A 15,167-nucleotide genomic window follows, 5' to 3' on the forward strand; every position below is an offset into this window, starting at 1 on the left:
CAGGCCCCAGGCCATATACATATCAAAGCGATCTAAAAGGAGAACGAACACAAGCATGCGAACTACGCTGCATAATACGGATATGGTTCAGCCAGACCGCGCTGTTCTGGTTACATTGATTACGGATGAGGTTAAACGAAACGGCGTCGACCCTGCCTATTCCCTTGACGAATTAGTGCAATTGGCTGAAACAGCTGGTGTCGAGGTCGTTTCAACGATGACGCAAAATCGTGAAACTCGTGATACGAAGTGGTTTATCGGTAAAGGCAAGGTGGAGGAGCTTAAAGCGGTCATGAACGAATTGAACGCGAATACAGCGATCTTCGACCAAGAGCTGTCAGGCGCACAGGTGCGCAACCTTGAAGACATGCTCGATGCCAAGATTATTGACCGCACACAGCTCATATTAGACATCTTCGCTCAGCGCGCTAATACGCGTGAAGGTATTATTCAAGTTGAACTTGCTCAATTATCGTACTTGCTGCCGCGTCTATCTGGGCACGGCAAGAACTTGTCGCGTCTCGGAGGCGGAATAGGAACACGCGGCCCAGGTGAGTCCAAGCTTGAGACTGACCGCCGTCATATCCGCAACCGGATTGCGGAATTGAAGCGCCAGCTTGAGGAAGTGGTCAAGCACCGCAATCTGCACCGCGCTCGCCGCAAGAAGAACGGGATCATTCAGGTTGCACTAGTCGGCTATACGAATGCTGGCAAGTCGACGATGCTGCGTCAGCTGACGGCAGCCGATGTGTTCATTGAGAATCAGTTATTTGCCACATTGGATCCTACTTCCCGCACATGGGAGCTTCCGAATGGCAAGGAGGTTGTGCTCACGGATACGGTCGGATTTATTCAGAACCTGCCTCATGATCTTGTTGCTGCCTTTCGCGCGACACTCGAGGAAGTGAATGAAGCAGACCTCATTCTGCATGTTGTGGATGCTTCCTCACCGATGAGAGATGATCAAATGCGCGTTGTTGCTGATATTCTACAGCAGCTTGGCGCAGGTGCAAAGCCGGAGATTGTGCTATACAATAAGAAGGATCTGTGTGATCAAGAGCAGCGACAATTGCTGCCGTTGGATGCGAATCATTTTCTGATCAGCGCTTATGAGGAGTCGGATCTGGCAAAGGTGCGTGAAGCGGTTCAGACGCAGTTGATCGGCCATACGATCACCTATCGGATTCCAGCTTCGCGCGGTGATCTGCTAGCACTAATTCATCGAATAGGCGAAGTGCTGGAGCAGGACACAGATGCAGAGGATATGATCGTGAAAGTCCGCTTAAATAAATCTGACGCAGAGGTTCATGGCCATAAGCTCAAAGGTTATGAGCAGTCTGGTGTTAAATCATAATTAATCCGAGAGAACAGGTATGACCTATTGAACAGGGTGCGTTGAATGGGGAGTACCTGATCATGTAGGATATCATTTTCAACATGCAAATATAAGGGGAAACGAACAAACATGAATATCTCAGAAGAACTGCATAAGCTTGCTAAGGAAACGGAGAAGAAAATTTCAAGCCAAGTTGAACATATTGAGCATGTTGCGGAACGCAATCAATGGAAGGTTATTGAAGCCTTTCAGCAGCATCAAGTTAGCGACTACCATTTTGCGGGATCTACAGGTTACGGTTATAACGATAGAGGAAGAGAAGTGTTGGATGAGGTGTATGCGTCAGTATTTAAGGCTGAAGCAGCGCTGGTTCGTCCGCACTTCGTATCTGGCACGCACACAATATCCACTGCTTTGTTCGGAGTTCTGCGTCCTGGGGATGGTTTGTTGTACATCACAGGCAAGCCCTATGATACGCTTCACAAGGTAATTGGATCGAATCAAGACGGTACAGGCTCTCTGCGTGATTGGGGGATATCCTATGATGACGTGTCGTTGACTGCCGAAGACGAAGTGGATTGGAACGCTGTAGCAGCGGCGATTCAACCAAATACGAAGGTAATTGGCATTCAACGCTCGCGCGGTTATGACTGGCGAGCGTCTTTCACTGTAGAGCAGATCGGGGCTATGGTTGCTAAGGTCAAGCAATTGAAACCGGATGTTATTGTGTTCGTAGATAATTGCTACGGTGAATTCACGGAGCTTCAGGAACCGACTGAAGTAGGTGTTGACCTGATTGCGGGATCGTTAATTAAGAATCCTGGAGGCGGTATAGCACCGACTGGGGGTTACATCGCGGGAAAACGCGAGTACGTGGATCAGGCTGCCTATCGATTGACAGCGCCAGGTATAGGCGGCGAAGTTGGATCCATGCTCGATGCGACACGAGCGATGTACCAAGGACTTTTCTTGGCGCCAACTACCGTTGGACAGGCGGTACGCGGCAGTGTGTTTGCAGCTGCGCTATTTGAAGCGCTGGGCTTCCAATCTTCACCGCATTGGACAAGCCCGCGGACCGATCTGATTCAAGCGATTCGCTTTACATCAGCAGAGCATCTAATCGCATTCGTACAAGGTGTTCAGAAAGCATCAGCAGTTGATTCGCATGTAGTGCCAGAGCCATGGGATATGCCTGGCTATGAACATCCCGTTATTATGGCGGCGGGTACTTTTATACAAGGTGGAAGTCTGGAACTGTCGGCAGATGCTCCAATTCGTGAGCCGTATACGGCTTATATGCAGGGCGGGTTAACCTATGCGCATGCTAAGCTGGGTGCTCTGCAGGCGCTGCAGACGATGGTTGATCGTCAATTGCTAGATTTATAATTTAGTAGCTGCCGCTTCAATGTGTGAACAATCAAAGTACATTTTAAGAAATATAATAAAGAGCTTGTTAGATTATCTAACATCAGTTGACATGTTTGGTTCTGAAAGATAAAATGGTGGTAATATGGATTACCAGAAGAAAGGTTGATGAGCGATGGGAGATGAGATCCGCAGAAATATGGCGTTGTTTCCAATCGGCATTGTCATGAAGCTCACGGACTTGACTGCTCGTCAGATTCGTTATTATGAACAGCATGAGTTAATTATGCCGGCTCGTACCTCTGGAAACCAGCGTTTATTCTCGTTCAATGATGTTGAGAGATTGCTAGAGATCAAGACACTCATCGAGAAGGGCGTAAACATCGCTGGTATTAAGCAGGTTCTTAATCCAGTATTGAGAGAATCTGAAGAAGCAACTGTCATTAATAAAGAGTTCGAACCGAAACGTAAGGACTTGGATGACAAAGCGCTACATCAGATGCTGAAGCAACAGTTAATGACCGCTAAGAGACCGGGACAAGTCTCTCTAATTCAAGGTGAGCTGTCTCGTTTCTTTAGGAAATAAGCATTGATATGGAAAAAAGGAGTGTTCTGCGTGGGTTACAGTAAAGAAGATATTATTCGCATTGCCAAAGAACAAAATGTCCGTTTCATTCGACTTCAGTTCACAGACTTGCTCGGAACGATCAAAAACGTCGAGATTCCTACTAGCCAGCTTCAAAAGGCGTTGGATAACAAAATGATGTTTGACGGATCTTCTATCGAAGGCTATGTTCGTATCGAAGAATCGGATATGTATCTTGTTCCGGATCTGGACACTTGGGTTATCTTCCCTTGGGTACAAGAAGATCGCGTCGCACGTTTGATCTGTGATGTTTACATGCCGGATGGAACACCGTTTGCTGGCGACCCGCGCGGTATCTTGAAGAGAGCACTGAAGGAAGCGGAAGAGATGGGCTTCACTTCGATGAACGTAGGTCCAGAACCAGAATTCTTCTTGTTCAAGACAGATGAGAAGGGCAATCCTACGATGGAACTGAACGACCAGGGCGGATATTTTGACTTGGCTCCAACAGACCTTGGTGAGAACTGCCGCCGTGAAATTGTATTGAAGCTGGAGGAGATGGGCTTCGAGATTGAAGCTTCTCACCATGAAGTAGCTCCAGGTCAACACGAGATCGACTTCAAATATGCAGATGCAATCAAGGCTGCTGACCAGATTCAAACGTTTAAGCTCGTTGTTAAGACGATTGCTCGTCAACACGGCTTGCATGCGACATTTATGGCGAAACCGCTGTTCGGCCTGTCCGGTTCCGGTATGCACTGTAATACATCCCTGTTTAAAGGCAACGAGAACGCATTTGTCGATGAGAAAGATTCACTCGGTCTTAGCGAAGACGCTCGTTTGTTCATGGCTGGTGTGTTGAAGCATGCACGCGGTTTAGCCGCAGTAACTAACCCAACTGTAAACTCTTATAAACGCCTTGTGCCTGGTTATGAAGCACCTTGTTATGTAGCATGGTCTGCAAGTAACCGCAGCCCGATGATTCGTATTCCATCTTCGCGCGGCTTGAGCACACGTATCGAAGTTCGTAATCCAGACCCTTCTGCTAACCCATACTTGACATTGGCAGTTATTCTGAAGGCTGGTCTTGATGGAATTAAGAACAAGATTACACTTCCAGCGCCGACTGACCGTAACATCTATGTGATGAGTGAAGAAGAGCGCGTCGCAGAAGGAATCCCAAGCCTTCCATCCAGCTTGAAAGAAGCGCTTGAAGAGCTTCTGCGTGATGAGGCGATGTGCGAAGCTTTGGGCGAGCATGCGCTGCAGCATTTCGTCGAGTTGAAGGAAATCGAATGGGACATGTATCGCACTCAAGTTCACCAATGGGAACGCGATCAATACATGACTTTATATTAATCCACCAAACCCCTAGAGCCGTAAGGCTGCTAGGGGTTTATTTTGGGCTGAATTCAATAATATAGAGCAAATATTGAACCGCAAATTGAAATACATTTATAGCAGCAGTTCTGATATTCCTAGCAAGGACTTTTCAATTTGCTCCCATTCCAAACCTAAATTAAGCGTTCTTATCATAATCGATTTATTACCGATAACGTAATTTATGTCTAGATCTTCTTTAGTCGTAGGGTATAACAGCATCCCCATAATATTACCTTTATAAGAGCTATTCCCTACATAAGTGTATATCTGGTACAGGTTACTGGAGTGAAGTTTTTGTTGGATACCATAGTTTTGTTGTGCAAATAATTCAGAATAAAATTTCGTATCAATAATTAACTGTGTGTTGCTGTGCTTGTTTTCTAAAACAATGTCTGTTCGCATTTCTGGGAGGTACTCTATACCCGAAACATCAGAACTTCGAATATCCCATGCGATCTTTGGTGCGTGTACATGATAATCATTTTTGGATAGATGTAACTTGTAAAAGTTCAAGACAAACTTTTCATAAAGTGCAGCCATATGCTTGTCTCTGAGAAAATCAGCAAACTTGAGCTGATTGTTATCTTCATTACTAACTAATCCATCGAACACTAATCTGCTGACATTGATCATCAACTTATAATTCTGGTTATTCTTATTGTATCTGAGCGCAGAAAATGTGTGCCTTGTAGGCAATATGTCGGCTATATTCATAAAGGAGTATCGAAGCAGCACAAGATCTTTACGTAAGTCATTATTAAGTTCTTTGTACTTGATAAGTACATTAAGGGTCGCCTTAATAATTTGATTGAACGGTACATCAGGTGACATGTCATCATGGCTACAAACCAACTGTCGTTGCATCAATACTTGCTTGTTTATGGACTGTTGAAAATCAATTCTCCCTCTCAGTAAAGACAAAGGTTCTTCTGCTGTAATATACTCACGGTGAAATCCGCGTCGGAGCAATTGCTTTACTGACATTATTAGTATCCGAGCCATTAGATTGTAGATGTTGTCAAATTTCTCATTTCCGCACAGTTTATCTGCGTTGACAGGGAGTGTATCCCATGAATAGCACAGCATGCAATATATATTCTTTATTGGAATCTGAGTATCAGCTGCCATATCCATTACTCCAACAGTTCAGCTATTGAAGTTTGTGCTTTAGCCAAATCATCGAACCAATACTCTTCTAGCGCTGGAGCAATTTCATATTTGATGATATTCTCATACCAATTCGTATCAGCATGTCTACAGCCGCTGAAATAACTATGTCCAATCCTAAACCCTTTCCCTAAGGAAGGGTCGAGCTCAATAGCATGGTTGAGAGATGAAAGCTTGGTAATGATTCTATCTCTAAGTGGCTTATCTACGTTATTGTCAATGAGATGCTTCTCGAAGGATGGATGATCAAAGGCTGGTTCCAATTCAATAAAGCTAAATCGTCTTCTCAATGCATAATCAATAATGGCAAGACTCCGATCTGCAGTATTCATCATCCCGATAATATATAAATTGTGAGGAACTGAGAACAGCTGTCCGGTATAAGCCATGTTAACTTTTTCACCACGCATATCACTCTCGATAAGCATTAGAAGCTCCCCAAAGATTTTGCTTAAGTTTCCACGATTGATCTCATCTATGATGAAGAAAAACATCTTGTCAGGCTGCGCTTCTGCCACCTTGCAAAAATTATAAAAAACTCCGTTTTTCAAAGTGAACCCATTACTATCAGGTTTGTAACCCATAATAAAATCTTCGTAGGAATAGTTCTGGTGGAACTGAACAAGCTTTATCTTATCTTCATCCATACTTTGCAAAAGAGAGTAGGCAAGCCGCTTAGCAGCAAATGTTTTGCCAACGCCTGGTACGCCCTGTAATATGACATTTTTTTTGCGAAGCAGAAGTTCGACAATGGTATTGTATTGTTTTTCAGACATAAAGACTTCCTGAAGGAAGTGTACAGAAGTATAATTTTGCAGAGCGGAATTCATTTCTACATTCGCAGAAGCTTCAAGCAAAGGAGGAACTTTTTCAACATTCTCGTGAACATCATCTTGCTGTGGATCACCTTGTAATATATTGTCAATATCGACATGTGCCAAATCCATAACTCTAAAGTTTTTAAAAGAGAAATGATTATCTCGGAATGCGTAAATCCTACGTGCATTTTCGATGTACTTGGTGCTGTCAGATGAATCAATAAGGTAAATGCCAAGGCAATCATAAATAATGCTTCCTTCACCATACTTGCCGTTAATGATAGGGAAGGTATTAGGCTTTAGGCAATGGAGAAACTGTGATGCAGAAGCACTTCCAATTCCTTTCAGTCCAGTTTCTAGAGTCGCGGCAGCTCTCTCGAATATTTCGTGATCGTCTTCCATACAACTTATTTCGAAGCACATCCTGAGAAATGAGCGAGCGGCTTCATCTGTGACATTTGTTCTAAAAGTATGAAATCCAGTACCGAACATCCCAATTGACGGTTTTCCACCTTCCTTATTGGAGTAAGCACCTTGTTCAGCTTTTTTCCATAGGTCATCTAACAGCGATTTTATTTGTTCTTTTTGTTCGGGATTAAGGTGACCTTTATCTATCAAATTTTTCTTTGTTTCCAACCCTGATTTCCATGTGCCTACGCTAAGGAACCATAAAGCATCCAAGTCTGAAGAATCAAGAACATCAATAGGAACGGTTGCATAGATATTAACAGCTTTACGTATTAGTTCATAGGATCCATCATGGCTGTCAGGGTCAATGTTACAAGCAGCTCTCAATTCTTTGTATATGGGCAGTGTTTTTAAAGCATCTCGGAAATCTATGTATTTACTAATTCTAGACTTGTAATCATTCGTCCCTTCAAAGTAAGACTGGAACTTATCTTTGCCTCTATTAGGAGTACTAAGTAAGTTATGTTTAGGCAATCGCTGCTGTTCTACGTCTTCTTTCGTATATGTAAATAATTCAAGCAGACTGCTACATTGATCAGTATTATAATGCTCATCTAAATCTCCAGCACTAGCCTCTAAAGATTTAATACGGCTAATGTAATTGGAGTAACTGGATATCCCCTGATTAATGAGCCATTTTTCAAATAATACTTTCTTCATGCTCTCATCTCCTGTCTTAAATAATCTTATTTTTTTGAATTGGAGTCGCTTTTATCTTTCTTTTATTATAACAACTGTAATTCCATGAAACTATTAGCAACAATCAATAAACCAATGATTGACAGGAGGGCTTATCCGTAATATATTTAGATTAATTGAGAAACTATGGTATTGATAATTTTATAAGTACATTTTATTCAAGCGAAGCACGCTGAGAACCCGATAGGGGATCTCGGCGTTTTTTTGTGTTTTACGCAGTATAGCGAATTCGAATAACTCTGAATGAAAGGAATGAGGCATGATGTACAGTTGGTTCGTTAGGCTTCCGCGATTCATAAGGCTCTTAATCGTATTGCTCCTATATATTGCTATATATGCTGGACATGTTGCAATTGTAAACCTCTATATTCATCACTTTTCTGAACAAGTTGATACGAAGGAGGTTGTCGTGACTATTCGGGACATGCCCGTACATTCCGTTATCACGGAGAATGATATTGCTGTGAAGCGGATAAGATTAGCCTCGCTTGTGTATGATGCCATCACGGATCCTGCAGAAGTAATCGGGAAGGAAACTCAAACATCAATGAGCACGAACGAACAATTTAGTCCATTAAAGATTAATACCGTTATCAAAAATGAAGGCGAGATGATACTCGAAATTCCGACGGAGTGGGTGCTGTCATTTCCAAAATCAATAAGAAGAATGGACAAGGTGGCTTTTCTTCCTGTTCGCAAGATAGACGAGGCAAGGAGCAATGAATTGAGTCGAAGCGATCAGCTTGAACATGCGACGGATGTAAGTGCTGATCGAGCTCAAGCCGAACAGCTTCAGAAAGCCTCCCTGCAGGAGGCGGAAGATATTCTCTCTGGGATTACAGTAGCTTACTTTAAAGACAACTCCGCTAACGAAGTGACAGATTCGATCAACAAAGACAGCAATGAGAGTACGCCGCGTCTACGAGCGACCAATATCGGCGCGAGATTAGAGGTAGCGATGACGCCTCAGCAGTGGGAGCTGCTGGATAATCTACACCAGAACAATTATAGATTTGTTATTAGCTATGAGTGAGGAGAGAGTACAGTGAAACGGATATTGTTTATTAGCCATGACCCCCAGTTGATCGAAGAATATAAGCGAATGAATCCGGAACATGAGATTACGATGAAACGATCCGAAGAGGCAGACGATGCAGACAATATATTTGATATTATCTTAGCGTCAGATCGAGAGGTCCAATTCAAGAATTTGATTTTATTAAAACAGAAGCATAGCGCTAGCAGCTGTTATTATTTAATTTCGAACAGTCTAAACACCTCCATTACGGATAACAAGATCGCTGTTTGTCAGCAGCATGGTATTACTCCTATATATCCTAAGCAAACAAACAGTCAAATTGTGGAGCAAATACTAGGTGACTACAAGCAGGATAATAGTCGGCGAAATGTTTGTGCTATCCTGGGTACTCACTCACAAGTTGGCGTGACTTCCGTATGCTTGAATTTAGCGAAACAGTTGGCCTTTACGGAGCGAACAGTGTGTATATTGGGACTCAATCAATATAATCCGGGAACTTATTTCATCGCAAATTATACGGGTCAAACACTTGATGAACTATACACGCAGATGGTAGATAATCGTCTAGCCATCAGCTCATCCGAAATCGTTCAAGCTGCTCATTATGACAAAGAACGGAAGTTCTATTTTCTTGCGGGAAATCAGGATTTCTCAAAGCGGGGGTATTACAAATCGGAAGATATTGAACATCTGATTGCAGTTGCTGCTGAACAGTTTGATATCGTGCTGTTAGATACGGGATTCTCACCGAGTAATAATTTAACACTGCAAGGCTTGTTCAAAGCGGATGTTAAGCTGTTAGTTGCATCTCAACAGCCTCTGTCTATCAAGATGTGGGATCAGATGAACCGAGATATCTTGAAGTTAATCGGGATATCAGCGGATGAGTTCATGCTAGTCGTTAATCGTTATATGTCTGATCTGCCGATGGAAGCGCCATTATTGCAGAAAGCGATGGGAATTCCAGTGACAGCAACGATTCCTGACTTTGGAGTCGAAGGCGTGATCAGTGAGATGGAGAAAACACTCCTGCTTGAGAGTCGTGACAAGCGAGTTAGAAGAAAAGCGGAATTGAGCTATGATCAGCTGGCTATGGCTGTTCAGGAACGTTTATTTGGAACCAAGTCGACCCTTGTAAAGGAGAAGCAGGGGATATGGAACAGACTAGTATCTTAAATAAATCCGTCTGGGGCTGGCGTGATAGTCCGTTCGTGATTCGTGATTATTTGGAAGAACATCAGGTAGTGCAGTTGGGTGCTGTTAAGCAGAACACGGCTATCCAACCAGATCAATCCACCATGTTTAACAAGGTTAATAACATGATCATTGAGCACTTCACAACTCGCTTCGAACATTGCAAGGAATCCGAGAAGAAGTCTTGGCTCAGCAGACAGCATGAAGCAATTATTGGCATGAATTCCGCGATAGATTGGTTCAAGCGAGAAATAGAAGAATTTCTGCGGAAAAATGGTCTGCTTGGTTGTCATTATCCTCCCTATTATTCAGATGTCGTTGAGGCTGTATATCAGGAAACATACGGGCTAGGCCCCATATCAACCTGGTGGAAGCATGAGCATTACAACAACTCACAGGCTGCTCGAATAATTGGAGTTCATATTTACTTTGAAATCTCTGGTCAACAAGGAGAGCTTCAAGAGATCAGCTATCAGAGCGAAGCAGATGTGCTTCGTGTAGCTAAACAATTAAGTTTACGTAACCCTACCACTTCTCTAAATGGACATAATCCATCACTTCAGATCGATATGGCAGACGGTACGCGCGTGACGATCATCATACCTCCTTGGTCTGTTAAGCCGATGATCATATTCCGTCACTATACGATCAAAAAAGTCAGCCTGGAGGATATCGCATCTTACGGGACGTATACGATAGAAATGGTAGCTATTCTGCGTGCGATTGCGAAGGGGCGAGGGACGACAATGCTATGCGGTCCTGTGAAGAGCGGAAAGAGCACGTTGTTGTCGGCTATGATTGCAGAACGTGAGACGTACGACAGGATGTTGATTATACAGAAGGATTTTGATGAGCTGAAAACTTCCATCCATTATCCGAAGCATGCTGTGATGGAGCTAATCATAACGCAGTCGAATCGATCGCAAATATTTGATCTGATCCTTAGATCGGATTATGAGTATATCGTAGTCGGGGAGATGAGGTCGCTTGAGGCGGAGATCTTCTTAAAGTCTTGTGAACGCGGGCTGCCTGGAGCATTGACGACTTATCATACCTCAGACCCTGCTGATATCCCCTCGCAGTTGGCGGATGTTGTCATCGATGAACAGCCGAGCAAGTCGCATCAGGCACAATGGCAGCGTGTAGCTAAGAATGTTCATTTCGCGGTCGTTATGGAAGAGTTGAAGGATCGAAGTAAGCGTTTGAGTCAGCTCACAGTATTTGATTGGAATGCGGAAACAAGACAATTTCATACTCACGATCTTGTTAAATGGAATGACAAAGCTATGGCATGGACTTATTCAAGCTGCATTCCTGAACGCGTTCTCGCGATTCTAGAGAAGTATGCACCAGCTGAAACGAAGCGCATGCAGGCACTTTTGTTGCAATTAGCAACTCAATTCCCGCATAACAAGGGGGAATGAGATATGGACTTTACCCTAATATTAGAGCGAATTCGAGAGAATCTTGATCTGGTTATTCGAATGATCTTAGTTGCTGGTGTACCTATCCTCATACTGTATTGGCTCGGTCATCGAATATTACCAATTTCGAAGGTATATAAGCCTGTCCGTTTGAAGGGCTATTTCAGTTATGCGGTTGCTGTGAAGAAGACGAAGCGGAATTCGAGGTGGACTAGGCATCTCATCTTGCTCTTGCGTTCGATATCTGGGGGTCAGGAACAGGACGATCATCTGCTCCAGCGATTTATCAATGTGACAGCTGGGGTATTTATGATGACCTATATCGGGTATGGATTCTGGACCAGTGTTAGCAACGGCGAATATAAGTGGTCGAATCTATTGGACAGATGGGCATTGATCATTTCACTCATGGCCAGTTTCATTCCATACTGTATGATGCGATTGAAACTGCACCGGATTCGAGTGAAGAACAGCTATGAATTAGTTCCGGCAGTCAATACTTTGTTATTGAAATATACAGAGTATCGAGGGAATCTGTACTATGCGGTCTTTGAGACATCAAAAGGGCTTCAGGGTGACATTTTGAACGCATTCATGGGCTTACTCCCTGCACTGCAGGGTTCAGCGAGTACAACTATAGAAGATGCCGTGGAGTTGTTCATGTATCGTATCAAGACAACATGGTCGATCCAGTTAGGCATTCTCATCCATAAATCTGAAGAGCAGGGAGATAACATCGAGATGGGGCTTCGCTGGCTGATTGCGGATATGAGTGAAGTTGCTAAGATTACCGAAGAGATCAAGTCGGATAATAGAGAGATTATTCAAATGGCCTACTTTCCAGCATTTCTACTACCAGCTGTTATTTATTTGAATCAGTATCCGTCGATGGGCAAGTCTTGGCATTATTATTTTCAAACGACAATGGGGATCCGGATGATCATCTTCACTCTGTTGTTTACATTGATCTGTGCGTTAGTGGCCTATATGATTCAGAAACCGCGAAATGAGGTGTAACTCGTGGCTGACAGCATCATCTTATTCTGGCTGTACCTCCTTCCATCCATTCCTGTTCTGTACCTGTCGTATATGCTGCGTAAAGCTCTTATTCCAAGACGGGTATCTATTTATTCGCAGATGCGTCACTACTTTGATATGAGAAAAGCGGATTTCATCGCTTATTATCAACGTCAGGACATGCACAGCCTATTTGAAGAAGCGGGATTAATAGCCAAAGGGATAACACCTGCTAGATTCCGAATAGCGAGAGATCTTCTATTTCTAGTCTTGGTAGTCGCGCTGAACGTCCGATATGTTGCTAATATACAAAAAGGGTATCCAATTGCGATGCTTGTTCTGCTGCTGGCTATTTATCTTATGCTCCATCTTCATAAGTCATTTCCCGTTCGTTATGTGTTATTGGGCTTAAAGAGCCGACATGATAGACATAAAAACACAGAGATCTTTATTCTTCAACAACTTATCTCCAATGAATATGCAGACCCTAAAACTTCTAAGCAAAATGTATACCACATGTTTCTGTACCTTCGTCAGTTTCTAACTTACACACGACCGGCAGTGGACCGGTTTCTAGAGCAGTATCCGTTGGACCCGCACAACAAGGAGAAGGCCTTTAAGAGCTTTGCTGTCATTGTAGGGACGAAGGAAGCAGAGTCGTTAGCAGAGATTCTGTATCAAGTGGATCAGTCTTCACCGGAGGAGATCCATGAGATATTAACGAAGCGATATGAGGAACTTAGGAAGAAGCGTCAGGAAATTTATCGAGGAACGATGAAAGATCGCGGTGTAATTGCTTACGTATTGACCTTCTCAGGTGTCATGATGGTCATTATTTGCGGACTGTTCGTTTATTACTTGGAATATCAAGATATGATGAATGCGACATATAACATGAATTGAAGGAGCAGGTTCTATGAAAGAGATTATGATCAAAATACTGCTCATAGCCATAGCTCTGTCAGCGATTATGCTGCTGATTGGCAGTTCATCGGGTGTATGGGGCGACAGTAAAACGATTCGAGATCGCTCGCATTCGAGTGTTACTGGAAACTTGGCTCCTCCTCCTTAATTCTTGCCATTCATCGTGATGATTAGTGAAGTCTCTTAAAGGAGGTGAGTAAGTTGAAAGATGTCATCATCAAAATTTTGTTGATAGCGATCGCTTTATCTGCGTTCACGTTCTTCGTGGCAACTGGTATATGGAGCGACAGCAACACAATCGATGGGCGTAAAGATACCGAAGTATCCGATGCTATTATCCCGCAAAATTAGTTCACATGAGGGTGTCTATATGAAGTCCGTTATGGTGAAATTGATTATTCTCGCACTGATTTGCTCCGCGTTCACTGTATTTATCTTCACAGACCTATTTGTATCCGCTAAGAATTCAAACTCCAATGTTTCTCGGCAATTACGCCAGAGCAATCTCCCATAATGACGAGTCAGCTGGAAGGGGCGAGTAATAAATGAAGGAAGTCATTGTGAAGTTGCTCCTGATCGCCTTGGCCATTTCCTGTTTAACAGCGATAGCTATTCCGACTATTTGGCAGGATGGAAAAGAGACGAAGAATAGAACCCAGGAATATTATTTTAATATGTTTCAGTAGGGGGTGAAGGGGGAGTGGTAGGCCAAGCTATTCCCCCGATACTTATGAAGCAAGCGATAACACTGCTGTTGGTATTTCCATTCATGGTATTCTTTATGTTTCAGCCATTCTTGAATGAAGTGGTTCATATGCGTGGAGTCATTCTGGAGAATGCTGCTCATAAATATGCCAAGCTCGCTGCTAGAGAAGGGTATATGTCCCCGTTGCTGATGAATCAACTGAAAAGCGACCTGGAAGGACTTCATATTAATACTTCAAAAGTCTTGGTTACAGGTTCGACGGATGGTCGAGTTACTAGAGGCTCTTATATTCAGGTTACTGTTGAATATCCAATCGGCAGTATGTTTATTCTGATGAATTGGTTTGGACGTGATGCTTCGACTGGAACGTATACATATACCGCTATGGAGATGTCGGAATACATTCCTTAATTGGAAAGAGGTCAACTTATGAAGTGGGCAATATTCCTTCTGTTTACTTCTGCTATATGTGCGATGCTTTGGATGTGGCAGGTGGATAACCATATAACTGAAACGGCATATATACGGCTGAAAAATGGATTAGATCGGGCGACTCACGACGCTGCATTGCAGATCAATTACGATGAACTGGCTCGAAACGGACGGATCGTATTTTCTGATGAAATGAATGATGCGCTATTGCAGTCGCTGCGACATAATCTGAAGCTTGATGAAAGAAATATGCCAGTCGCTCCCAATATGTTTCGGTCGACAGACGATTTACAGGTGCTTCATATTGAAAAAATTGAGACTGGATGTCCAGGAAGTGCGATAGGATTTCCTTGTATATATATGAATAGTGAATATGATTATATAGACTCCATACGAGGACCGAGTGTAGTCGCGATTATCTCTATGAGGCATCCGCGGCCGTTTGCTTTTTCGGCCGATTCGTATTTTATAGTTGGGAGTGCGCATGAATATGTAGGTTATTAGGCATGGCATGTCGCAACATGAAACAATCTGTCAAAATATGAGCAGGTTTGTGTAATTTTATGAAATATAAATAGTGGAATACATGATATACTCTAAACGTTAATG

Annotated in this window: 15 protein-coding genes; 13 read left to right on the forward strand and 2 right to left on the reverse strand. The window is 43.1% G+C overall.

What is annotated here, in order from left to right:
- Nucleotides 1-55 precede the first annotated feature (55 nt).
- From hflX to glnA, 4 genes are all read left to right on the forward strand, one after another.
- On the forward strand, nt 56-1,354 hold the full coding sequence (gene hflX / locus AC3WTP_RS10310; protein WP_492394520.1) for a GTPase HflX: 1,299 nt from the start codon (nt 56-58) through the stop codon (nt 1,352-1,354).
- Between the two features lie 111 nt (nt 1,355-1,465).
- Nucleotides 1,466-2,722, forward strand: a complete 1,257-nt coding sequence (locus AC3WTP_RS10315) for a methionine gamma-lyase family protein (protein WP_492394521.1) — start codon at nt 1,466-1,468, stop codon at nt 2,720-2,722.
- Nucleotides 2,723-2,876: 154 nt separating this feature from the next.
- Nucleotides 2,877-3,287 (forward strand): MerR family transcriptional regulator, encoded by a 411-nt coding sequence (locus AC3WTP_RS10320; protein WP_492394522.1) that lies wholly within the window; start codon nt 2,877-2,879, stop codon nt 3,285-3,287.
- 30 nt (nt 3,288-3,317) lie between these two features.
- Entirely contained in the window at nt 3,318-4,646 is a 1,329-nt protein-coding gene (glnA, locus tag AC3WTP_RS10325; RefSeq protein ID WP_492394523.1) for a type I glutamate--ammonia ligase, read from the forward strand.
- Nucleotides 4,647-4,742: 96 nt separating this feature from the next.
- Here glnA and mcrC read toward each other — a convergent pair whose 3' ends face one another.
- Together mcrC and AC3WTP_RS10335 are read right to left on the reverse strand one after the other, a co-directional pair.
- Complete coding sequence (mcrC, locus tag AC3WTP_RS10330; protein WP_492394524.1) at nt 4,743-5,798, reverse strand: 5-methylcytosine-specific restriction endonuclease system specificity protein McrC; 1,056 nt, start codon at nt 5,796-5,798, stop codon at nt 4,743-4,745.
- Nucleotides 5,799-5,803: 5 nt separating this feature from the next.
- On the reverse strand, nt 5,804-7,783 hold the full coding sequence (locus AC3WTP_RS10335; RefSeq protein WP_492394525.1) for an AAA family ATPase: 1,980 nt from the start codon (nt 7,781-7,783) through the stop codon (nt 5,804-5,806).
- Nucleotides 7,784-8,231: 448 nt separating this feature from the next.
- Here AC3WTP_RS10335 and AC3WTP_RS10340 point away from each other — a divergent pair, with 448 nt between their 5' ends.
- The 9 genes from AC3WTP_RS10340 (at nt 8,232) to AC3WTP_RS10380 (ending at nt 15,062) form a co-directional block, all read left to right on the forward strand.
- A complete protein-coding gene (locus tag AC3WTP_RS10340) occupies nt 8,232-8,855 on the forward strand; it encodes an SAF domain-containing protein (protein WP_492394526.1) in 624 nt (207 codons plus the stop codon).
- 12 nt (nt 8,856-8,867) lie between these two features.
- Nucleotides 8,868-10,037: a CpaE/TadZ family protein gene (locus tag AC3WTP_RS10345; RefSeq protein WP_492394527.1), complete on the forward strand. Its 1,170-nt coding sequence runs from the start codon at nt 8,868-8,870 to the stop codon at nt 10,035-10,037.
- The gene (locus AC3WTP_RS10350; protein ID WP_492394528.1) at nt 10,016-11,479 is read left to right on the forward strand and encodes an ATPase, T2SS/T4P/T4SS family; all 1,464 of its coding nucleotides are present in this window, start codon (nt 10,016-10,018) and stop codon (nt 11,477-11,479) included. Before AC3WTP_RS10345 ends, AC3WTP_RS10350 begins: the two co-directional genes overlap by 22 nt.
- 3 nt (nt 11,480-11,482) lie before the next feature.
- Nucleotides 11,483-12,496, forward strand: coding sequence for a hypothetical protein (locus tag AC3WTP_RS10355; protein WP_492394529.1), 1,014 nt, complete (start codon nt 11,483-11,485; stop codon nt 12,494-12,496).
- Nucleotides 12,497-12,499: 3 nt separating this feature from the next.
- Nucleotides 12,500-13,399 (forward strand): hypothetical protein, encoded by a 900-nt coding sequence (locus AC3WTP_RS10360; RefSeq protein WP_492394530.1) that lies wholly within the window; start codon nt 12,500-12,502, stop codon nt 13,397-13,399.
- Between the two features lie 13 nt (nt 13,400-13,412).
- Nucleotides 13,413-13,568: a hypothetical protein gene (locus tag AC3WTP_RS10365; RefSeq protein ID WP_492394531.1), complete on the forward strand. Its 156-nt coding sequence runs from the start codon at nt 13,413-13,415 to the stop codon at nt 13,566-13,568.
- A 53-nt stretch (nt 13,569-13,621) separates the two neighbouring features.
- Nucleotides 13,622-13,771: a hypothetical protein gene (locus AC3WTP_RS10370; protein WP_492394532.1), complete on the forward strand. Its 150-nt coding sequence runs from the start codon at nt 13,622-13,624 to the stop codon at nt 13,769-13,771.
- Nucleotides 13,772-14,120: 349 nt separating this feature from the next.
- On the forward strand, nt 14,121-14,537 hold the full coding sequence (locus AC3WTP_RS10375; protein WP_492394533.1) for a hypothetical protein: 417 nt from the start codon (nt 14,121-14,123) through the stop codon (nt 14,535-14,537).
- 18 nt (nt 14,538-14,555) lie between these two features.
- Complete coding sequence (locus tag AC3WTP_RS10380; protein WP_492394534.1) at nt 14,556-15,062, forward strand: hypothetical protein; 507 nt, start codon at nt 14,556-14,558, stop codon at nt 15,060-15,062.
- Nucleotides 15,063-15,167: the final 105 nt, after the last annotated feature.

The sequence above is a fragment of the Paenibacillus sp. EB106-04-04-XG159 genome (assembly GCF_058791835.1).

Coding starts and splice junctions, on each gene's coding strand:
- AC3WTP_RS10320 (WP_492394522.1), top strand. CDS start 2,877: ATGGGAGATGAGATCCGCAGAAATATGGCGTTGTTTCCAATCGGCATT.
- mcrC (WP_492394524.1), bottom strand. CDS start 5,798: ATGGCAGCTGATACTCAGATTCCAATAAAGAATATATATTGCATGCTG.
- AC3WTP_RS10355 (WP_492394529.1), top strand. CDS start 11,483: ATGGACTTTACCCTAATATTAGAGCGAATTCGAGAGAATCTTGATCTG.
- AC3WTP_RS10380 (WP_492394534.1), top strand. CDS start 14,556: ATGAAGTGGGCAATATTCCTTCTGTTTACTTCTGCTATATGTGCGATG.
- AC3WTP_RS10315 (WP_492394521.1), top strand. CDS start 1,466: ATGAATATCTCAGAAGAACTGCATAAGCTTGCTAAGGAAACGGAGAAG.
- hflX (WP_492394520.1), top strand. CDS start 56: ATGCGAACTACGCTGCATAATACGGATATGGTTCAGCCAGACCGCGCT.
- AC3WTP_RS10350 (WP_492394528.1), top strand. CDS start 10,016: ATGGAACAGACTAGTATCTTAAATAAATCCGTCTGGGGCTGGCGTGAT.
- AC3WTP_RS10365 (WP_492394531.1), top strand. CDS start 13,413: ATGAAAGAGATTATGATCAAAATACTGCTCATAGCCATAGCTCTGTCA.
- AC3WTP_RS10335 (WP_492394525.1), bottom strand. CDS start 7,783: ATGAAGAAAGTATTATTTGAAAAATGGCTCATTAATCAGGGGATATCC.